The sequence below is a fragment of the Enterobacter sp. RHBSTW-00975 genome, assembly GCF_013615235.1.
Classification (GTDB): Bacteria; Pseudomonadota; Gammaproteobacteria; order Enterobacterales; family Enterobacteriaceae; genus Enterobacter; species Enterobacter ludwigii.
In genome coordinates this window covers 183,796-203,070 of sequence record NZ_CP055883.1, presented here as the reverse complement: position 1 = coordinate 203,070, position 19,275 = coordinate 183,796, and the positions used below count along the sequence as shown (strand labels likewise).

Genomic DNA, 19,275 nt, shown 5'->3' with positions numbered 1-19,275 from the left:
AGGCGGGTTTTTAAAATTTGTGCTACTGGGTTGGAAGCTTACAGGCTTACAACGTTACCAGCTGCTGGGCCTTTAGCGCCGCTTTCGATGGTGAAGGAAACTTTCTGACCTTCATCCAGAGATTTGTAGCCTTCGTTCTGGATAGCAGAGAAGTGTACGAACACGTCTTTAGAGCCATCGTCAGGAGTGATGAAGCCGAAACCTTTATCAGCGTTGAACCATTTTACCAGACCAGTCATTTTAGCAGACATAGAATTACCTTAATTAACAAATATATTGTGCCTTCCGGCTTGATGGATTGTGTTACAGATTTTTAAGCGATGAAGGAAGGGTCACTACGAAGGGTATCTATGGATAACAATCTGGACTGCTTTACTAAACTGCTTTAGGTCTGTGTAACAAACCGACCTGTATAGTTATACCGATGTGGTAGAAGAATAACAAGCGTTATTTTCGCCCGGAATAAAAAACCCCGCCTGAGGCGGGGTTTTCCGATTTATTCTGTGGCAGCGACCGCTGCACTCCACGCCTGACTAAAGGCCTGGTGCTGGGAGGCCAGTGGCCCAATCAGCGCATTATACTGGCTTGCCTGCTGCGAGGTCGGGAACTGAATACCGTTGGCCACAAAGCTCACCTGAGTGCCCTGCTGGGAGATGAAGTCCCCCACCTGAACCAGCTGCTGCGTGAAAATTTGCGCGGCTGGGATCAGCGGTTGCATCGCTTCAGAAGGTTTCGACACCACTTTCTCATACACTTTGTCGAAGACCGGTTTGAGATCGTCGCCCTGCTTCAGCGCGGAACGTGACGCGTCCGCCTGCATTTTCGCATTCTGCAGCTGTTGGCTCAGCACGCCGAGCGCACCGTTGGACTGGCGCAGCGGTTCACGTTGCGTCATGTAATCCTGCGGGACGCGAATAGCGTTCACGCTATCCACAACCGGACGGATACCGGAATCCATCGCCTGGCTCACCTGCTGTGAATAACCATAAAGAATGGCGTAATCAGACACGAAGGGGCCAAACTGTTTTTTCTGATCCGCAGTCAGCGTCGGCAACCGTTCACCGCTGCGCATCACCGTATTCTGTAGAAAATCGATAAACGCTTTGCGCTGATCGCCTTCTTTATCAAAACACCCACTCAGGCTAACAACCATCAACAACGCCGCAATAGGCGCAAACCAGCGAGAGCAGGACTTTCCTGTCGCCATTTCATTACTCCTTTCACCCAAAAAAGCGCACACCGGCACATGCGTGCCCGACGCTGACAAGGATAGTCCAGGTCAGCCCTGCAAGATACTCTTTTCATGCAAAACGGCTATTGCCGTTTTATTTCTTACTATTTACAAAAAAATACCTGGCGAAGCCGACATAAGCGTAATCAGGTAATTAGTCTCACCCTGGCAACGGCTGAAACGCATAAAGCGATCGTTACCGCACGATTAATCACATCCGTGACGATCCGTCGTTTGTATTAGGGACTATTCTTAACAGGCTCTCTGATGTTCTTGATCCCGGTATGTGATTTAAGAGGAGTCCTCAATGGAATATAAAGATCCTGAGCTTGAGCTGCTGAGCAGCCTGGAACAGATTATTTTTAAAGATGTACCGCAGACGTTAACCCTGCAACAAAGATCCAATCCCTTTAAAGAATATGAGCAATTGCGCAAAGGGACTGGATTAAAAACTGAAGAATTCGCCAGAGCGATGGGTGTCAGCGTGGCTATGGTGCAGGAGTGGGAGTCAAAACGCGAAAAACCCACCCCAACCGAGCTAAAGCTGATGCGCCTGATTCAGGCCAACCCTGCACTCAGCAAGCATATAGCATGATGCAGTAAAGTGAGTTACCGCCCCCGCCTTTGCGGGGGCTTGTGTTTTAAAGGGGGGCACACCGCCAACCCGCCTCTTCCCAGACCAGTTCATGCGTCAATGCTAACCCCCGCAAAAAAGCCTCATCGTGAGAAACCACCAGCAATGCCCCGGGGAAACCGGCCAGTGCGGCTTCAATCGCCTCGACCGAGGCCAGATCCAGATGGTTGGTCGGTTCATCCAGCAGTAAAAGCTGCGTAGCGTCTTCACGCCACAAGACACAGGCCAGAGCAGCCTTGAGACGTTCCCCGCCGCTCAGCTCAGCCAGCGGAAGCGCCACTTTGTCAGCGCCCAGCTGAAGCTGCGCTAAACGGGTTCGCAGCACACCCTTTTCCAGAGGTGTATGACTCAGATTGAGATGCGCCATCACCGACTGCGAAAGATTGAGCTGCGACAGATGTTGATCGAGATAAGCGCAGTTTACCGATACCTTACACGTTCCTGAGAGCGGAGCCACTTCGCCGAGAATGGCTTTTAAAAGCGTCGATTTACCGCAGCCGTTTGGTCCTTTTAGCGCCACGCGCATCGGTCCGTCCATTCGCCAGTTGGTCGGCGGGAGAGTGACGTACGGCAGCACCAGCCCCTCCATCACCAGCACCTGTTTCCCCTCAGCAATCTGGCTTCCAGGCAACGTGAACATCACCGGATTCTCCTCTTCAACTCGCTCCCGGGCCTTGTTCACCGCGGCATTCAGCGCTTCATGTTGATCGCCATGCTGTTTTTTCCAGGTGCCAATGCGCTCTTTGGCGGCCATTTTGTATTTGACCCGCTCGAACGAGGCGATATTAAGGTTATCGACCGTACGTAACGTCTTCGCCGAACGCCGCTGGCTTTCGTCATGCTCTTTTTGCATCCGCGCGCGGGTGCGTTTGCGTTCTGTTGCCGCATGTTCCAGTGCCGCACGGGCTGCCTGCTGTTCGGCGTCCCGCTGATGCGTATAGTCGTCGTAACTGCCACCGTAGTGGCGAAGACCCGAGGCGCTCAGTTCAAGAATACGCGGTACCTTCGCCAGCAGTTCACGGTCGTGGGAGGCCACCAGCACGCCCCCCTGATAACGGGCGAGCTGGTCGTAGAACCACTCACGTCCCTGCCGGTCGAGATGGTTGGTGGGTTCGTCCAGCAGCAGATAATCCGCATCAGCCGTAAACGCGCCACAGAGCAACGCGCGAATGCGCTCGCCGCCACTGAGTTCCATGGCTGATTTATCCGGGTCAAATGGTGGAAGTTTTGCGTGGAAAAACGCCTCGCTCAGACGTTCCGCTACATCCCAGTGTCCGTCGAGTAGCGCCAAATCATCGGGCTGGTAGTCACCGCTGTCGATGCGCTTACGCGCCGCAAAAATCGCCTCATACCCCAGCAGCTCAGCAAGCGTGGTTCGCGGGGAGATATCGGGCTGTTGTGCCACATAAGCGTGCGTTGCAAAACGTTCGATATGACCGCTGGCAGGTTCATCACACCCTGCCAGCAAACGTAGCAGACGTGTTTTACCGCTGCCGTTGCGGCCAACCAGCGCGCACAGTGACGGTGCCAGAGAAAGATTCAGCGGACCAAAAAGGGTATCGCCCGTCGCAAACTGACAGGTCACCTGATGCAAAATAAAAGAAGGGGATTGCGCAAAATGAGCCATAAGCACTCCTGAATGAAATCAAAACATCCCCCTGCCGACGCGGTCGCGTTTAGCAAGGATCGAAATTCATCAGTCGTGTTTGTTCATTTTCGGGATGCGCTCCTGAGGGAGAAATATAACGAGAAACAGGATAACGGTAATTTGCTGACCATTTCAAGGTGAATTTTTAGGCGATTGCACTGCGCTTACCTGGCTCACAAAAAACGAGACATAAAAAAACCCGCCGAAGCGGGTTTTTTCTCATCTGCTGGCCCGTCACCGGGCACATGCACGTTACTGCAGCAGCGAAATATCCGCCACGCGCAGGAACAGCTCACGCAGTTTTTCGAGCATAGAGAGACGGTTGATACGCAGCTCTTTATCTTCCACGTTCACCATCACTTTCTCGAAGAAGGCATCGATGACATCACGCAGTTCCGCCAGCTCCACCAGGGCTTCCTGGTAGCGGCCTTCGGCGAAATACGGCTCCAGCTTGTCACGCAGTACCACAACCTGCATCGCCAGGGCGATCTCTTCTGGCTCTTTCAGCGTCGCAGCGTTCACACGCTCGTTCAGCGTTTCGTCGGATTTCGCCAGAATGTTAGAGACACGCTTGTTAGCCGCGGCCAGTGCAGATGCCGCTTCCAGCGTACGGAAGTGGGAAACCGCCTTCATACGCGCATCGAAATCTGCCGGACGGGTTGGACGACGAGCCAGTACCGCCTGAATGGTATCGACGGTGTAACCTTCGTCCTGATACCACGCACGGAAGCGACCAAGCATAAAGTCGATCACATCGTCGACCACGTTGGCGTTGGTCAGCTTATCACCGTACAGACGTACCGCTTCTTCAGTCAGGGTCTGCAGATCCAGGTTCAGGTTCTTTTCAACGATGATACGCAGCACGCCCAGGGCAGCACGACGCAGCGCAAACGGGTCTTTGTCGCCTTTTGGATGCTGGCCGATGCCAAAGATACCTGCAAGGGTGTCCATCTTATCGGCAATCGCGACCGCACAAGCCACCGGATTAGACGGCAGCGCGTCACCCGCGAAACGCGGCTGATACTGCTCGTTCAGGGCCACGGCCACATCTTCCGCTTCACCGTCGTGACGCGCGTAGTGCATCCCCATCACACCCTGGGTGTCAGTAAATTCGAACACCATGTTGGTCATCAGGTCACACTTGGACAGTAAACCCGCACGCGTTGCGTGGTTCACATCCGCACCGATTTCACGTGCGATCCAGCCAGACAGCTCCGCAATACGGTCAGTCTTGTCGCGCAGCGTACCCAGCTGTTGCTGGAACAGCACGGTCTGCAGACGTGGCAGGTGATCTTCCAGACGCTTTTTACGGTCGGTGTTGAAGAAGAACTCGGCATCCGCCAGACGTGGACGCACCACTTTCTCGTTACCGGAGATAATCTGGATCGGATCTTTTGATTCAATGTTCGCCACGAAGATGAAGTTTGGCAGCAGCTTGCCGTCGTTGGCGTAAACCGGGAAGTACTTCTGGTCACCCTTCATGGTGTACACCAGCGCTTCAGCCGGCACGGCCAGGAATTTCTCTTCAAACTTCGCGGTCAGTACCACTGGCCATTCAACCAGAGAGGTCACTTCTTCCAGCAGGCTGTCGCTCAGATCCGCTTTACCGCCAATCTTACGCGCCGCGTCTTCCGCATCCGCCTTGATTTTGGCTTTACGCTGTTCGTAGTCAGCAATAACTTTACCGCGCTCCAGCAGGATCTGCGGATACTGGTCAGCATTGTCGATGGTGAACTCAGGCTCGCCCATGAAGCGGTGCCCACGGATCACGCGATCGGACGCCACACCCAGGATGGTGGCCGGAATAACGGTATCGCCCAGCAGCAGCGTCACGGTGTGCACAGGACGCACGAAGTGCACGTCGCTTGCGCCCCAGCGCATCAGTTTTGGAATCGGCAGCCTGGCCAGCGACGTGGCGATCATGTCAGGCAGCAGCGCTTGCGCACTTTCACCTTTCACATGTGCACGGTACAGCAGCCACTCGCCTTTATCGGTGGTCAGACGCTCAGCCTGATCGACGGTGATACCACAACCACGCGCCCAGCCTTCAGCCGCTTTGCTTGGCTTGCCTTCAGCATCAAACGCCTGAGCAATCGCCGGGCCACGTTTTTCAACTTCACGATCCGGCTGAGACGCCGCCAGGTTCGCCACTTTCAGCGCCAGACGACGCGGAGCAGCAAACCATTCAATTTTACCGTGTGCCAGGCCAGCGTTATCCAGCTCAGCAGTCACGTTCGCAGCAAAAGATTCAGCCAGGCTGCGCAGGGCTTTTGGTGGCAGCTCTTCGGTGCCAATTTCCACCAGGAAAGTTTTCTCAGACATGGCCGCCTCTTATTTGTTTCGGTTGCACATCGGGAAGCCAAGGGCTTCACGGGACGCATAGTACGCTTCTGCAACGGCTTTGGTCAGGGTACGAATACGCAGAATGTAGCGCTGACGTTCAGTCACGGAGATGGCTTTGCGGGCGTCCAGCAGGTTGAAGCTGTGGGCGGCCTTCAGAATACGCTCGTAAGCAGGCAGCGGCAGCGGAGACTCCAGCGCCAGCAACTGCTGCGCTTCTTTCTCGTACTGCTCGAAGCAGGTGAACAGGAAGTCCACATCCGCGTATTCGAAGTTATAAGTGGATTGCTCCACTTCGTTCTGATGGAACACGTCGCCGTAGGTGGTTTTACCCAGCGGGCCGTCGCTCCAGACCAGGTCGTAAACGCTGTCTACGCCCTGAATATACATGGCCAGACGTTCCAGACCGTAGGTGATTTCGCCGGTAATCGGTTTACATTCCAGACCGCCAACCTGCTGGAAGTAAGTGAACTGCGTCACTTCCATACCGTTCAGCCACACTTCCCAACCCAGACCCCAGGCACCCAGCGTTGGGTTCTCCCAGTTATCTTCCACGAAACGGATATCGTGAATGGTTGGATCCATACCCAGCTCTTTCAGTGACCCGAGGTACAGTTCCTGAATGTTGTCTGGCGATGGCTTAATCACCACCTGGAACTGATAGTAATGCTGCAGACGGTTCGGGTTTTCGCCGTAACGGCCATCGGTCGGACGACGTGAAGGTTGCACATAAGCAGTCGCCATTGGCTCCGGCCCCAACGCGCGTAAGCTGGTCATTGGGTGTGAAGTGCCTGCGCCTACTTCCATGTCCAAAGGTTGAACAATGGTACAGCCCTGACGAGCCCAGTAATCCTGTAAGGTCAGGATCAGGCCCTGGAAGGTCTTGGTATCAAACTTTTGCATAGTATGTCGTGCTGGATACGTGTGGTTTTAAATGGAAGGGACCAGTATACCCGCTGCCTGCAAGATATACAGTACGAAACGGGTTTGTTTAGGGAAAATTGGGGAAATAAGCCACCACGCCAGGCAGCTGCCGGCGTCTGGCTATTGATTATGCGAGCGGCTTAGCGCATGGAGAGATGTAAAAACTGACCGTCTGCGTCAAACGAACAGACAAAGCCCTCTTTACGGGACGTATGGCCTTTCAGCTCATAACTCCCCTGGAATCGCTCAAATCCGGTGACATCAATGTTCTGCGCATCCGAGTTATAGCGGCGCGCAGCCTGATCCTTACAGAACTGCTCCATATTCAGGGAGCGTTCCGGGCTGATTTTTCCCTGCTGTGCTTTTTGCACGGGTGCAGAGGGTGGCGTACTGCATCCTGCCAGGATGAACAGCAGAAAGAGTGACGCCGCACGCTTCATCATCATTTTTATTACCGCCCTGTTCAGTGGCTGTTATTTTTAGTAGCAAAGCTTTTATAGATTATGCCCTGGCATTCTGCGAACCTCGCGGCTTTCAAACAAGGCTGCTCAATAAAACTCAGAATTTTCCAGAGAGAGGCTTCAATACAATCGCAGTCACACTGAATTTACAAGGGATGATGAGGAACTGATGTCGTCAAAAATTAGCTGGATTGATAATCTGCGAGGAATAGCGTGTCTGATGGTGGTCATGATCCACACGACGACCTGGTATGTCACCAATGCGCACAGTATCAGCCCTGTTAACTGGGATATAGCCAATATTCTTAACTCCGCGTCGCGGGTCAGTGTGCCGTTGTTCTTTATGATTTCCGGCTTTCTCTTTTTTGGCGAGCGTAGCGCGCAACCGCGGCATTTTATCCGCATCGCCGCCTGCCTGGGCTTCTACAGCGCCGTGGCCTTGCTCTATATCACCCTGTTCACCTCGATTAACGCCGGGCTATCTCTCAAATACCTTCTGCAAAAACCCGTCTTCTACCATCTGTGGTTTTTCTTCGCCATTATCGTTATCTATCTGGTTTCCCCACTGATTCAGGTGAAAACCGTGAGCGGGAAAATGCTGCTGGCGCTGATGGTGGTCATTGGCATCATAGCCAACCCGAATACGGTGTCGCAGAAAATTGATGGTTTTGAATGGTTACCGGTCAATCTCTATATCAACGGCGATACCTTTTACTACGTACTCTACGGCATGCTGGGGCGAGCTATCGGGATAATGGACACCCAAAAACGCGGCATGAACGGGCTGTGTGCAGCGCTGTTTATCATCGGCGTGATCGTGATTTCGCGTGGAACGCTGCATGAACTGCAATGGCGCGGCAATTTTGCCGATACCTGGTACCTGTATTGCGGCCCGATGGTCTTCATCTGTGCCGTATCCCTGCTTACGCTCGTCAAAAACACCCTGAACGCACGCCCCCTTCCGGTGCTGAGCGTTATCTCCCGGCACTCGCTCGGAATATACGGTTTTCACGCGCTGGTGATCCACGCCCTGAGAACGAGAGGGGTCGAGTTCAAAAGCTGGCCGGTGCTGGATATCCTCTGGATTTTCACCGTCACGCTGATGGCGAGCCTGCTGCTGTCAATGCTGCTGCAGAAGGTCGACACCCGCCGCTTCGTCAGTTAACGCTGCGCTGCCGGGCACGATGATACTGGCGCGGGGAGGAAAACCCCGCGGCCAGTGAGGCCTGTTCCACGCCACGCCCTTGCAACAGCCACTGTTCAGCCACCGCCAGACGCAACTGCTCCAGATAGTCGCGAACGCTTATCCCTAAATGCGTCTGAAAAAGCCGCGTTAAATGGCGCGGGCTGACATGCGCCAGAGCGGCAATCTCGGGTAAAGCCCAGGCTTTGTGCGGCTCGGTGGTAAGCGCATCCTGCGCACGATGGATGGCCGGGTGAAGATGATTGCGGTAGCGTAACCATGGCGACAGCTGGGGATCGTCCCCGGAGCGACGAAACCAGACCACCATTTCGCGCGCCACGGCCAGCGCTTTTTCTGCGCCACACAGACGGTTAATCATATGCAGCGCCAGGTCGATGCCCGAGGTGATGCCGGCGCTGGTCCAGATATTCTCATCCTGCACGAAGATCCGGTTTTCTTTGATGATTGCCGTCGGAGCCGCCGTACGCAAACGGCTTATAACGTCATGATGCGTTGTGCACTGCCGGTGGTTTAGCAAGCCCGATTTTGCCGCCAGCAACGCCCCTGAACAGACACACATGACGGTGATATCCTGACGATGAATGTGCGGCTGCAGGCGCATTAACCAGTGCTGGATCAGCTGCGCCTGCGGCGTTGAGAACTGAAAGCGGGAGTCGCTTACCCCCGGCAGCACCAGCAAACTGCCCTCAGGCAAGCTTTCCGGCAGCGGCTGAATACCGCCCATCATCAGACCAATCGACGTCGGAACCTCTGCCTGCGGACCAATGTAATGCAGGCGAAACGCGTCCCCTGCCAGCACAAAGGTCTCTGCCGGGCCCGTCATGTCTAATGACAGCACCCCAGGCAACATCACAAACCAGACGTCGATGCTCATTACAGTGACTCCAGCGTCTCCGCAACCGTTTTAATGTCGGCAAACCGCCCGGCCAGAACCGTCTCGGTACGATGGCGCAGTTCCTCTGCGCTCAGGGTTATCCCCTTGTGCGTCATTGGAAACGTGAGCGTTGCCTCGCTAACAAAGGTCACAGCATAGCCCAGATCGGATGCCACCCGCGCAGTGGTTTCACAGCATTGTTCCGTGCGAATGCCGCACACGATGAGCTGATTAATGTCTCGCTCACGCAGCCAGCGGTCAAGCCCGGTATCCGTGAACGCATTATGGACGTGTTTCTGGAAGACCACGTCCGGCTGATGACGTAAAAAGGCCATCGGTTTGACATAGCCGCTTTGCAGTGTGAACGGACCGTCTTCATCTACATGGAAAATATCAACGACAGGAATGCCACGCGCCTGACAGCCCTCAATCAGCCCCAGCATCGCCTGCTGAAAGGCAGGAATCTCGTCCTCCTGCCAGTAATGACGATGATGAAAAGACTGCTGAGTATCGATGTTGATTAATGCAGTACGTGACATGTTGAATCTCCTCGCCAGTGGGTATGACACTATACTGGCAAGGAAATGAAGGCCCGCACAGACCAAAAAAGGACAACCTCGTGCCTCTGACAGACAACCGTATTTACGACATTAGCGGCAGCAGTTGTTGGTAGATTTTGCGAAAGACCTCGCGTCTTTGCGCATAACGCGCATGACGTGCCGCATCAGGCAGATGCGCCTGTTCCAGTTGAAGCTGCGGTAACAGCTGAGAAAGCGGCGTTTCCGGGTTCATGGCAATCTGTGCCAGTCGCGCTGCACCGAGCGCAGGCCCCACATCACCACCGGTACGAAAATCGAGCTGCAGTCCGCTGATATCAGACAGCATCTGGCGCCAGTAGCTGCTACGCGCACCGCCGCCAATCAGGGTGATACTCGCCGGCGTCACACCGCAGTCATGTACCACGTCCATTCCGTCCGCCAGGGCATATCCCACGCCTTCCAGAACGGCACGAGCCAGTTCCGCCGGGCCATGCTGATGGGTTAACCCAAAGAATACCCCTTTCGCTTCCGGGTTGTTATGCGGCGTGCGCTCGCCGGAAAGATAGGGTAAAAACCAGACGGTACCCGCATTTTCATCCGCCTGCTGTGCAGCAGCAATCAGTGCCGGAACATCAGCCATCCCGGTCAGTTTCGCGGCCCAGTCAAGGCAAGAGGCGGCGCTCAACATAACCGACATCAGATGCCATTTTCCCGGCAGCGCATGGCAGAAACTGTGAACGGCACTTTCAGGATTACTGCGATAACCCTCGCTGACCGCAAAATAGACGCCAGACGTTCCCAGCGAAAGCATCGCCTGTCCGGCTTCCACCATCCCGACCCCCACGGCACCCGCCGCATTGTCACCGCCACCGGCCACCACCGGGACAGCGGGCATATTCCAGCGTTCTGCGACGGCAGGCTGTAAGGTACCCGTTATCTCACTGCCCTCATAGAGCGCTGGCATATGTTCGCGAGTCAGGTGGCAGGCATCGAGCATGGCCTCACTCCAGTCACGCTTGGCCACGTCGAGCCACATCGTGCCGGCAGCGTCGGACATGTCGCTGGCGAAATCACCCGTCATGCGAAAACGCAGATAATCTTTTGGCAGTAAAACTTTCGCCACCTGACGGAAAATTTCCGGCTCATGGCGGTGTACCCACAGTAACTTTGGTGCGGTAAAACCGGGCATCATCAGGTTGCCGGTAATACTGCGGGAGGTGGGTACTCGCTCTTCAAGGAGTGCGCACTCTTCCGCACAGCGACCATCGTTCCAGAGAATGGCCGGTCGCAGGACGTGATGCTGACTGTCCAGTAACGTCGCGCCGTGCATTTGCCCGGCAATGCCGAGGGCTTTGACGTCACGCAGACTGTGCTGTTCACCTAGCGCTTTGATTGCACGATCCGTTGCCAGCCACCACTGCTCCGGATCCTGCTCCGACCATAGCGGATGCGGACGTGAGACCTGCAGCTTTTCTGTCTGCGTTGCTAACACGTCGCCCTGCTCGCTTAACAGGATGGCTTTCACACCCGATGTGCCAAGATCAATCCCGATATACATTCGGTGACTCCTTTAACAGAAATGCCCGGTGGCGCGACGCTTACCGGGCTTACGTTATTATCTACTCGCTGTTATTTATCGAACAGGTAGTGATTAACCAGGTTTTCCAGCAGCTCCTGATGCCCGCTCTGATGCTGCGGTGCCAGTTGATGTTGTTCAGCGTACTTCGCGACGTCCGCAAGCGATAACTGGCCTTTCAAAATTTGCTGACCCAGCTCACTGTTCCAGCCGCTATAACGCTTCGCGACACGTTTATCCAGTTCACCGTCTTCAATCATACGGGCGGCGACTTTGAGCGCCAGCGCCATGGTATCCATTGCGCCAATATGGCCATAGAACAGGTCGTATTTGTCGGTGCTCTGACGGCGCACTTTGGCATCGAAGTTCAGCCCGCCGGTGGTGAAACCACCCGCTTTGATAATTTCATACATCACCAGCGCATTCTCTTCCACGCTGTTCGGGAATTGGTCGGTATCCCAACCCAGTTGCGCATCGCCGCGGTTAGCATCAACAGAACCGAAGATACCCAGCGCGATAGCAGACGCGATCTCGTGATGGAAAGAGTGGCCGGCCAGCGTGGCATGGTTGGCTTCAATGTTAACTTTGATCTCTTTTTCCAGGCCGAACTGTTTCAGGAAGCCGTACACGGTAGCAACGTCGTAGTCGTACTGGTGCTTCGTAGGTTCCTGAGGCTTCGGTTCGATCAGCAGCGTACCGCGGAAACCGATTTTGTGTTTATGGTCGACCACCATCTGCATAAAGCGGCCAATCTGCTCGCGCTCCTGACGCAGATCGGTGTTGAGCAGGGTTTCATAGCCTTCACGACCGCCCCACAGCACATAGTTTTCGCCGCCCAGCTGATGCGTGGCGTTCATTGCGGTAACCACCTGCGTTGCCGCCCAGCTAAACACTTCCGGATCCGGATTGGTTGCCGCACCCGCGCCATAGCGTGGGTTGGTAAAGCAGTTGGCCGTGCCCCACAGCAGCTTCACGCCGCTTTGCTGCTGTTTAGCCGCCAGCACATCCACCATCTGCGCGAAATTGTTCAGATACTCTTTCAGTGAGGCGCCTTCCGGCGACACATCCACATCATGGAAGCAGTAGTACGGCACGTTCAGTTTGTGGAAGAATTCAAAGGCGACATCGGCTTTACGCTTCGCCAGCTCGATGGCCTCACCCGGCTGCTGCCATGGACGGTCAAAGGAACCCACGCCGAACATATCGGCTCCGTTCCAGCAGAAGGTATGCCAGTAACAGGCGGCAAAGCGCAAATGATCTTCCATGCGCTTACCCAGCACCAGCTCATCCGGGTTGTAGTGACGAAATGCTAAAGGATTGGTTGTTTTCGGGCCTTCGTAACGAACACGATCGAGTTGGTCGAAATAAGCTTGCATATTGAGCTCCATAATCAGGGTATGCGGCGAGTCGTTGATACAGGAGTAATAGTGAATAGACATTTTGGCTTGCTCAATTACGTTATTTCACACTGCTATTGAGAGAATGCACAACTGTGCGCTGGCTCGCAAAATAATGTGCAGGCAAACTATTTTTCGGCCCCTCTTCCATAATCAAATGTAATTAAGACGTTACGTATTTTAAAATTCGATCGCGGTCATAAATTCAGAAATAAACCAAATATCATAATGCGAAGATAAAAATCTGTAATTGCCAGCCCGCCTTTCCCCGTTAAAAATTTGCTGCGTCCCAGCAGTGAATGTTTCTTTTATCTCAGCAACACATACCCCTACAAAAAGGCCCTATAATTATGAAGATAAAGAACCTGTCCCTTACTCTCTGCACTACGCTCCTCCTTGCAAGCTTTGCCGGACATGCCAAGGAAGTCAAAATTGGCATGGCGATTGACGATCTGCGTCTTGAACGCTGGCAGAAAGATCGCGATATTTTTGTGAAAAAAGCGGAATCACTTGGCGCGAATGTGTTTGTGCAATCCGCGAACGGCAACGAAGAAACGCAAATGTCGCAAATTGAGAATATGATCAACCGCGGCGTCGATGTGCTGGTCATTATCCCTTATAACGGCCAGGTATTAAGTAACGTCGTTAAAGAAGCCAAACAAGAAGGCATAAAAGTCTTAGCCTATGACCGCATGATTAATAATGCGGATATCGATTATTATATTTCGTTCGACAATGAAAAAGTGGGTGAATTACAGGCTAAAAGCCTGATCGACAAAGTACCTCAGGGCAATTATTTCCTGATGGGCGGCTCGCCGGTTGATAACAACGCCAAGCTGTTCCGCGAAGGGCAAATGAAAGTCCTGAAGCCGTATATCGACAGCGGTAAGATTAAAGTGGTCGGCGATCAGTGGGCGGATGGCTGGCTGCCAGAAAACGCGCTGAAAATCATGGAAAACGCCTTAACCGCCAACAACAACAAAATCGATGCTGTCGTCGCATCCAACGATGCCACCGCAGGGGGCGCAATCCAGGCACTCAGCGCCCAGGGGCTGGCAGGAAAAGTGGCTATTTCGGGTCAGGATGCCGACCTCGCGGGCGTCAAACGCATCATGGCAGGTACACAAACCATGACCGTCTACAAACCGATTACCCAGCTTGCGAATACGGCGGCGGAAATTGCCGTGGAGCTGGGAAATGGTAAGCAACCTAAGGCAGACGCGACGCTGAATAACGGGCTTAAAGATGTTCCGGCTCGTCTGCTCACCCCCATTGAAGTCAATAAAGAGAACATTGACGCCACCGTCATTAAAGACGGTTTCCACAAGAAGAGTGAACTGTAATCCAGCGTGCCCCTGCTCTGCGGGGGCGCATCGAGTTGTACTGTTCTTCCCTCGGGTCATGTGGAGCAGTTATGCCTTATTTACTTGAAATGAAAAGCATCACCAAGCGCTTTGGCGCGGTGAAAGCGGTCGACAACGTCAGTCTGCGGCTCAATCCCGGCGAAGTGGTCTCGCTGTGTGGCGAAAACGGATCGGGCAAATCGACGTTGATGAAAGTGTTGTGTGGGATCTACCCGCACGGCAGTTACGAAGGCGAAATTGTCTTTGCCGGTGAAGTGATTCAGGCGACACACATTCGCGATACCGAACGCAAAGGCATCGCTATCATTCACCAGGAGCTGGCGCTGGTGAAGCACCTCACCGTGCTGGAGAACATTTTTCTGGGGGCCGAAATTTCACGTCATGGCGTAATGGATTACGACACCATGACGCTACGCTGTGAAAAACTGCTGGCCCAGGTAAGTCTCGCGATCTCCCCGGATACGCGCGTCGGTGATCTTGGCCTCGGGCAACAACAGCTGGTTGAAATCGCCAAGGCGCTGAACAAACAGGTAAGGCTGCTGATCCTCGATGAGCCAACGGCCTCCCTCACCGAGCAGGAAACGGCCGTCCTGCTCAATATCATTCGCGATCTGCAAAACCACGGCATTGCGTGCATCTACATTTCGCACAAGCTCAATGAGGTAAAAGCCATTTCGGACACCATCTGTGTGATCCGCGACGGTCAGCACATCGGCACACGTGAAGCTGCCGGCATGAGTGAAGATGACATTATCACCATGATGGTGGGGCGCGAGCTCACGGCGCTCTATCCAAACGAACCGCACACCACGGGTGACGAAGTGTTACGCGTGGAAAACCTCACCGCGTGGCATCCCGTTAACCGCCACATCAAGCGCGTGAATAACGTCTCATTTTCCCTTCACAGCGGCGAAATCCTCGGTATCGCGGGGTTAGTCGGGGCCGGGCGCACTGAAGCCGTCCAGTGCCTGTTTGGCGTATGGCCGGGTCGCTGGGAAGGCCGTATTTTTATCGACGGACAGCCGGTAAAAATCGAGAACTGCCAGCAGGCGATTGCCCACGGTATCGCCATGGTGCCGGAAGATCGCAAGAAAGATGGCATCGTCCCGGTCATGGCGGTGGGTAAAAACATCACGCTTGCCGCGCTCGATAGGTTCTCCGGTGCGCTGAGCAGCCTCGATGATGCTGCTGAGCAGCAGTGCATTCTCCAGTCGCTCGCCAGACTCAAGGTCAAAACATCCTCCCCGGAACTGGCCATTGGACGCCTGAGCGGGGGCAACCAGCAGAAGGCAATCCTGGCGCGCTGCCTGCTCCTCAACCCACGCATATTGATCCTGGACGAGCCGACGCGTGGGATCGATATCGGCGCCAAGTACGAAATCTACAAACTGATTAATCAGCTTGTACAGCAAGGGATTGCCGTCATTGTCATCTCGTCTGAGTTACCCGAAGTGCTCGGCCTGAGCGATCGCGTGCTGGTCATGCACGAGGGAAAACTGAAAGCCAATCTGATTAACCAGAACCTGACGCAGGAGCAGGTGATGGAAGCCGCTTTAAGGAGCGAACGTCATGTCGAAAAGCAATCCGTCTGATATTAAAGTCGCTGTTCCGACGCCCGGCGCGTTTGCCGGGCTAAAAGCGCTGAACCTGCAGGTTTTCGTGATGATCGCGGCGATTATTGCCATCATGTTGTTCTTTACCTGGATGACCGATGGCTCGTACTTAAGCGCGCGTAACGTCTCTAACCTGCTGCGTCAGACTGCCATTACCGGCATCCTCGCGGTGGGTATGGTATTCGTGATTATCTCGGCGGAAATCGACCTGTCGGTGGGGTCGATGATGGGTCTGCTTGGTGGCGTGGCGGCCATTTTTGACGTCTGGCTTGGCTGGCCACTGCCGCTGACCATTGCGGTTACGCTGGTGCTGGGTCTGCTGCTGGGCGCCTGGAACGGCTGGTGGGTTGCCTACCGTAAAGTCCCGTCGTTCATTGTCACGCTGGCGGGGATGCTGGCCTTCCGCGGGATCCTAATTGGCATCACCAACGGCACCACCGTCTCCCCTACCAGCGCAGCCATGTCACAAATTGGTCAGAGCTACCTCGCCGATAGCATCGGCTTTACGTTCGGTGTGATTGGGTTGCTGGCGTTTGTGGCCTGGCAGTGGCGTGGGCGAATGCGCCGTCAGGCGTTGGGTCTGGCATCGCCAGCGTCAACGTCCACAGTCGGTCGTCAGGCACTCACTGCGGTCATTGTACTGGGCGCAATCTGGCTTCTGAACGACTATCGCGGTGTCCCGACGCCGGTATTGCTGCTGGCACTGTTGCTGCTGGCCGGGATGTTTATGGCCACGCGTACCGCGTTTGGTCGCCGTATTTATGCCATCGGCGGCAACCTTGAGGCTGCTCGCCTTTCAGGGATCAACGTCGAGCGCACCAAACTCGCCGTCTTCGCCATTAACGGCCTGATGGTTGCTATCGCCGGGTTGATCCTCAGCTCGCGTCTGGGGGCGGGTTCTCCCTCGGCCGGGAACATCGCCGAGCTGGATGCTATCGCCGCCTGTGTCATTGGCGGCACCAGCCTCGCAGGCGGTGTCGGCAGCGTGGCAGGCGCGGTGATGGGGGCATTTATTATGGCTTCGTTGGATAACGGGATGAGTATGATGGACGTCCCGACGTTTTGGCAGTATATCGTCAAGGGGGCCATTCTTTTGCTGGCAGTCTGGATGGACTCTGCAACCAAGCGACTAGCCTGATAACAATATTGTGACTTATTTGGGAAGTTAGCCATGTTTGAAAAGCGTCACCGCATCACGTTGTTATTCAATGCCAACAAAGCCTACGACCGTCAGGTGGTGGAGGGCGTTGGTGAATATTTGCAGGCGTCGCAATCCGAGTGGGATATTTTTATCGAAGAAGATTTCCGAACCCGTCTCGAAAACATCAAAGAGTGGCTGGGCGATGGGGTCATCGCTGACTACGACGACCCCGTCATTGAGCAATTGCTGACTGACGTCGACGTTCCGATTGTCGGCGTCGGCGGCTCTTACCATGCGCCCGAGCACTATCCGCCGGTCCACTATATCGCCACCGATAACCATGCGCTGGTTGAGACCGCCTTCCTGCATTTGAAAGAGAAAGGCGTCCATCGCTTCGCGTTTTATGGTCTACCGTCAACCAGCGGCAAGCGCTGGGCAGTTGAGCGCGAACATGCTTTCTGCCAGCTTGTCGCGCAGGAGAAGTACCGCGGCGTGGTTTATCAGGGGCTGGAGACCGCGCCGGAAAACTGGCAGCACGCGCAAAACCGACTGGCGGACTGGCTGCAAACCCTGCCGCCGCAAACCGGCATCATTGCCGTTACGGATGCTCGTGCCCGCCACGTCTTGCAGGTCTGCGAACATTTACACATTCCGGTGCCGGAAAAACTGTGCGTCATTGGCATCGATAACGAGGAGCTGACGCGTTACCTCTCTCGCGTGGCGCTCTCGTCCGTGGCACAGGGTACGCGGCAGATGGGCTATCAGGCGGCGAAGTTACTGCATCGTCTGCTGGATAAAGAAGCGTTGCCGCTTCAGCGCTTACTGGTTCCCCCAGTTCGCGTAGTCGAACGCCGTTCAACGGATTACCGCTCCTTAAGCGACCCGGCAGTTATTCAGGCCATGCACTACATTCGCAACAACGCCTGCAAAGGGATTAAGGTCGATCAGGTGCTGGACTCGGTGGGTATTTCCCGTTCGAATCTGGAGAAGCGGTTTAAAGAGGAAGTGGGCGAAACCATTCATGCGGTCATCCACGCCGAGAAACTGGAGAAAGCACGCAGCCTGCTGATCTCCACCTCATTGTCGATCAACGAAATCTCACAGATGTGCGGTTACCCGTCGCTGCAATATTTTTATTCGGTGTTCCGAAAGGAGTATGAAAGTACGCCAAAAGAGTACCGGGAGCGTCACAGCGAAGTGATGATGTAGAAAAAAGACAAAAGAAAACGCCTTCCGATGGAAGGCGTTTTTTTGAATTACATATGTGCGGCGATTAAGCGCTGGTTATCCTGGTACATCGCGAACAGATAGTTGTTATAGCTCTGTCCCTTGGTCGAATAACCTTTCAGCTTGTGGATCATCGTGCTGGCCGTCACTTCCTGATCCGCTTTACGCAGCTGAGCGCGCGATTTACGGAACGATGAGTAGGCCGGATGCGTGTTCAGATTCACCACGTAGGCATTCACGGAATCTTTCACCGATTCAAATTGAGAATAGCCTTTCACCTTACCTGGTGCATTGTTACAACGCCCCTTGATACATTTCATACCAAACAGGTTGTTGTTATTACGCGCCAGTTTCGAGGTACCCCAGCCACTTTCGGCTGCAGCCATTGTCGCAACCATGCTCCCCGGGATAATGTCGACACGCTCTAAGAGAGAGTTCCACGGCACACGGCGCGTGTTACCGTTCCAGCTCACCTTGTAGCGTTTGGTGATATCTTTCAGACGCGCGCGTTCTGATGGCGACCAACGGCTATCGTACTGTTTGGCAATCAACCAGTTACGATCCGCAGTAATCGCGGCGTTTTGACTTGTGATGTAAGGCATTACCGTCCGGAGAAACGCTTTTTTCCTTGGTGTTCCGGAAGGGTATTTTCGCAAATCAGGAAGTGAACTACTCTTTGCACTATTGCGAGAATACTCTTGTTTACTGCTAACCTTACTACTTGTCGTCTTTATTACGTGGGCTTTCTTACTCGTTGTATCCGTGTGCGTCTTCGCAAGCACCTCACCCGAAAATGCCATGGTGAGTAACATGAGTATCGCGGCCCCATATCGTCGAATGGGAGTCGATATCATTAGGTCTCCTGGTCGGATATAAACATTCCAACACCTTATTTTTTTCACAAATTTGAGAGCGGAATCTCAAATCATAACAAAAATAGACTGCAAGAGCACGTATAGAAATAGTCCAATTCCGAAACTATGTCACCTGAAACCTGCTCACATAAGCATCAATTCTGAAAAATTGTGCGCGAACTCGCAGATAACTTCCTAATTTTGCGCGGGATCACTCATCCTCACGCGTCATCCTTGCAGAAAGCCCC

The 19,275-nt window shown here is 54.1% G+C and carries 17 protein-coding genes; 6 read left to right on the top strand and 11 right to left on the bottom strand.

Annotated elements, in window-relative coordinates:
• Positions 1 to 38: 38 nt before the first annotated feature.
• Together cspA and HV340_RS00980 are read right to left on the bottom strand one after the other, a co-directional pair.
• Positions 39 to 251, bottom strand: a complete 213-nt coding sequence (gene cspA, locus HV340_RS00985) for an RNA chaperone/antiterminator CspA (RefSeq protein ID WP_014168131.1) — start codon at positions 249 to 251, stop codon at positions 39 to 41.
• 245 nt (positions 252 to 496) lie between these two features.
• Positions 497 to 1,207, bottom strand: coding sequence for a DUF3053 domain-containing protein (locus HV340_RS00980; RefSeq protein WP_020882641.1), 711 nt, complete (start codon positions 1,205 to 1,207; stop codon positions 497 to 499).
• 331 nt (positions 1,208 to 1,538) lie between these two features.
• Between HV340_RS00980 and HV340_RS00975 the strand changes: the two genes are divergently transcribed.
• Positions 1,539 to 1,826 carry an HTH-type transcriptional regulator gene (locus HV340_RS00975; protein ID WP_014168128.1) on the top strand — a complete coding sequence of 96 codons (288 nt, stop codon included), beginning with the start codon at positions 1,539 to 1,541 and terminating at the stop codon, positions 1,824 to 1,826.
• 46 nt (positions 1,827 to 1,872) lie between these two features.
• On the opposite strand, the gene HV340_RS00970 is transcribed toward HV340_RS00975, so the two are convergent.
• The 4 genes from HV340_RS00970 to HV340_RS00955 form a co-directional block, all read right to left on the bottom strand.
• On the bottom strand, positions 1,873 to 3,492 hold the full coding sequence (locus HV340_RS00970; RefSeq protein WP_181216253.1) for an ABC-F family ATP-binding cassette domain-containing protein: 1,620 nt from the start codon (positions 3,490 to 3,492) through the stop codon (positions 1,873 to 1,875).
• Positions 3,493 to 3,765: 273 nt separating this feature from the next.
• On the bottom strand, positions 3,766 to 5,835 hold the full coding sequence (gene glyS / locus HV340_RS00965; protein ID WP_014168126.1) for a glycine--tRNA ligase subunit beta: 2,070 nt from the start codon (positions 5,833 to 5,835) through the stop codon (positions 3,766 to 3,768).
• A gap of 9 nt (positions 5,836 to 5,844) precedes the next feature.
• Positions 5,845 to 6,756 (bottom strand): glycine--tRNA ligase subunit alpha, encoded by a 912-nt coding sequence (gene glyQ / locus HV340_RS00960; protein ID WP_014168125.1) that lies wholly within the window; start codon positions 6,754 to 6,756, stop codon positions 5,845 to 5,847.
• Between the two features lie 161 nt (positions 6,757 to 6,917).
• Positions 6,918 to 7,223 (bottom strand): YsaB family lipoprotein, encoded by a 306-nt coding sequence (locus HV340_RS00955; RefSeq protein ID WP_014168124.1) that lies wholly within the window; start codon positions 7,221 to 7,223, stop codon positions 6,918 to 6,920.
• Between the two features lie 184 nt (positions 7,224 to 7,407).
• Between HV340_RS00955 and HV340_RS00950 the strand changes: the two genes are divergently transcribed.
• Positions 7,408 to 8,403, top strand: coding sequence for an acyltransferase (locus HV340_RS00950; RefSeq protein ID WP_181216252.1), 996 nt, complete (start codon positions 7,408 to 7,410; stop codon positions 8,401 to 8,403).
• Here HV340_RS00950 and HV340_RS00945 read toward each other — a convergent pair.
• The 4 genes from HV340_RS00945 to xylA form a co-directional block, all read right to left on the bottom strand.
• Complete coding sequence (locus HV340_RS00945; protein ID WP_014168122.1) at positions 8,396 to 9,316, bottom strand: helix-turn-helix domain-containing protein; 921 nt, start codon at positions 9,314 to 9,316, stop codon at positions 8,396 to 8,398. The genes HV340_RS00950 and HV340_RS00945 overlap by 8 nt on opposite strands.
• Entirely contained in the window at positions 9,316 to 9,855 is a 540-nt protein-coding gene (locus HV340_RS00940) for an isochorismatase family protein (RefSeq protein WP_020882645.1), read from the bottom strand. The genes HV340_RS00945 and HV340_RS00940 overlap by 1 nt, the downstream gene beginning before the upstream one ends.
• Positions 9,856 to 9,958: 103 nt before the next feature.
• Positions 9,959 to 11,413 carry a xylulokinase gene (xylB, locus tag HV340_RS00935; RefSeq protein ID WP_181216251.1) on the bottom strand — a complete coding sequence of 485 codons (1,455 nt, stop codon included), beginning with the start codon at positions 11,411 to 11,413 and terminating at the stop codon, positions 9,959 to 9,961.
• Positions 11,414 to 11,484: 71 nt separating this feature from the next.
• Positions 11,485 to 12,807: a xylose isomerase gene (xylA, locus tag HV340_RS00930; protein ID WP_086462926.1), complete on the bottom strand. Its 1,323-nt coding sequence runs from the start codon at positions 12,805 to 12,807 to the stop codon at positions 11,485 to 11,487.
• A gap of 371 nt (positions 12,808 to 13,178) precedes the next feature.
• Between xylA and xylF the strand changes: the two genes are divergently transcribed.
• The 4 genes from xylF (at position 13,179) to xylR (ending at position 18,155) form a co-directional block, all read left to right on the top strand.
• A complete protein-coding gene (gene xylF / locus HV340_RS00925) occupies positions 13,179 to 14,171 on the top strand; it encodes a D-xylose ABC transporter substrate-binding protein (RefSeq protein WP_020882647.1) in 993 nt (330 codons plus the stop codon).
• 71 nt (positions 14,172 to 14,242) lie between these two features.
• Positions 14,243 to 15,784, top strand: coding sequence for a xylose ABC transporter ATP-binding protein (locus HV340_RS00920; RefSeq protein ID WP_181216250.1), 1,542 nt, complete (start codon positions 14,243 to 14,245; stop codon positions 15,782 to 15,784).
• The gene (gene xylH / locus HV340_RS00915) at positions 15,762 to 16,943 is read left to right on the top strand and encodes a xylose ABC transporter permease XylH (RefSeq protein ID WP_181216249.1); all 1,182 of its coding nucleotides are present in this window, start codon (positions 15,762 to 15,764) and stop codon (positions 16,941 to 16,943) included. Before HV340_RS00920 ends, xylH begins: the two co-directional genes overlap by 23 nt.
• 33 nt (positions 16,944 to 16,976) lie before the next feature.
• Positions 16,977 to 18,155 (top strand): D-xylose utilization transcriptional activator XylR, encoded by a 1,179-nt coding sequence (gene xylR, locus HV340_RS00910; protein WP_020882649.1) that lies wholly within the window; start codon positions 16,977 to 16,979, stop codon positions 18,153 to 18,155.
• Positions 18,156 to 18,202: 47 nt separating this feature from the next.
• On the opposite strand, the gene HV340_RS00905 is transcribed toward xylR, so the two are convergent.
• Positions 18,203 to 19,027, bottom strand: a complete 825-nt coding sequence (locus tag HV340_RS00905; protein WP_020882650.1) for a protein bax — start codon at positions 19,025 to 19,027, stop codon at positions 18,203 to 18,205.
• Positions 19,028 to 19,275 lie beyond the last annotated feature (248 nt).

What these genes read in the sequence shown, in the direction of transcription:
- HV340_RS00920 (WP_181216250.1), top strand. Translation starts at nt 14,243, where the DNA reads ATGCCTTATTTACTTGAAATGAAAAGCATCACCAAGCGCTTTGGCGCG.
- xylB (WP_181216251.1), bottom strand. Translation starts at nt 11,413, where the DNA reads ATGTATATCGGGATTGATCTTGGCACATCGGGTGTGAAAGCCATCCTG.
- HV340_RS00980 (WP_020882641.1), bottom strand. Translation starts at nt 1,207, where the DNA reads ATGGCGACAGGAAAGTCCTGCTCTCGCTGGTTTGCGCCTATTGCGGCG.
- xylH (WP_181216249.1), top strand. Translation starts at nt 15,762, where the DNA reads ATGTCGAAAAGCAATCCGTCTGATATTAAAGTCGCTGTTCCGACGCCC.
- xylR (WP_020882649.1), top strand. Translation starts at nt 16,977, where the DNA reads ATGTTTGAAAAGCGTCACCGCATCACGTTGTTATTCAATGCCAACAAA.
- HV340_RS00940 (WP_020882645.1), bottom strand. Translation starts at nt 9,855, where the DNA reads ATGTCACGTACTGCATTAATCAACATCGATACTCAGCAGTCTTTTCAT.
- cspA (WP_014168131.1), bottom strand. Translation starts at nt 251, where the DNA reads ATGTCTGCTAAAATGACTGGTCTGGTAAAATGGTTCAACGCTGATAAA.
- xylF (WP_020882647.1), top strand. Translation starts at nt 13,179, where the DNA reads ATGAAGATAAAGAACCTGTCCCTTACTCTCTGCACTACGCTCCTCCTT.
- glyQ (WP_014168125.1), bottom strand. Translation starts at nt 6,756, where the DNA reads ATGCAAAAGTTTGATACCAAGACCTTCCAGGGCCTGATCCTGACCTTA.
- HV340_RS00905 (WP_020882650.1), bottom strand. Translation starts at nt 19,027, where the DNA reads ATGATATCGACTCCCATTCGACGATATGGGGCCGCGATACTCATGTTA.
- HV340_RS00950 (WP_181216252.1), top strand. Translation starts at nt 7,408, where the DNA reads ATGTCGTCAAAAATTAGCTGGATTGATAATCTGCGAGGAATAGCGTGT.
- HV340_RS00945 (WP_014168122.1), bottom strand. Translation starts at nt 9,316, where the DNA reads ATGAGCATCGACGTCTGGTTTGTGATGTTGCCTGGGGTGCTGTCATTA.
- xylA (WP_086462926.1), bottom strand. Translation starts at nt 12,807, where the DNA reads ATGCAAGCTTATTTCGACCAACTCGATCGTGTTCGTTACGAAGGCCCG.
- HV340_RS00975 (WP_014168128.1), top strand. Translation starts at nt 1,539, where the DNA reads ATGGAATATAAAGATCCTGAGCTTGAGCTGCTGAGCAGCCTGGAACAG.
- HV340_RS00955 (WP_014168124.1), bottom strand. Translation starts at nt 7,223, where the DNA reads ATGATGATGAAGCGTGCGGCGTCACTCTTTCTGCTGTTCATCCTGGCA.
- glyS (WP_014168126.1), bottom strand. Translation starts at nt 5,835, where the DNA reads ATGTCTGAGAAAACTTTCCTGGTGGAAATTGGCACCGAAGAGCTGCCA.
- HV340_RS00970 (WP_181216253.1), bottom strand. Translation starts at nt 3,492, where the DNA reads ATGGCTCATTTTGCGCAATCCCCTTCTTTTATTTTGCATCAGGTGACC.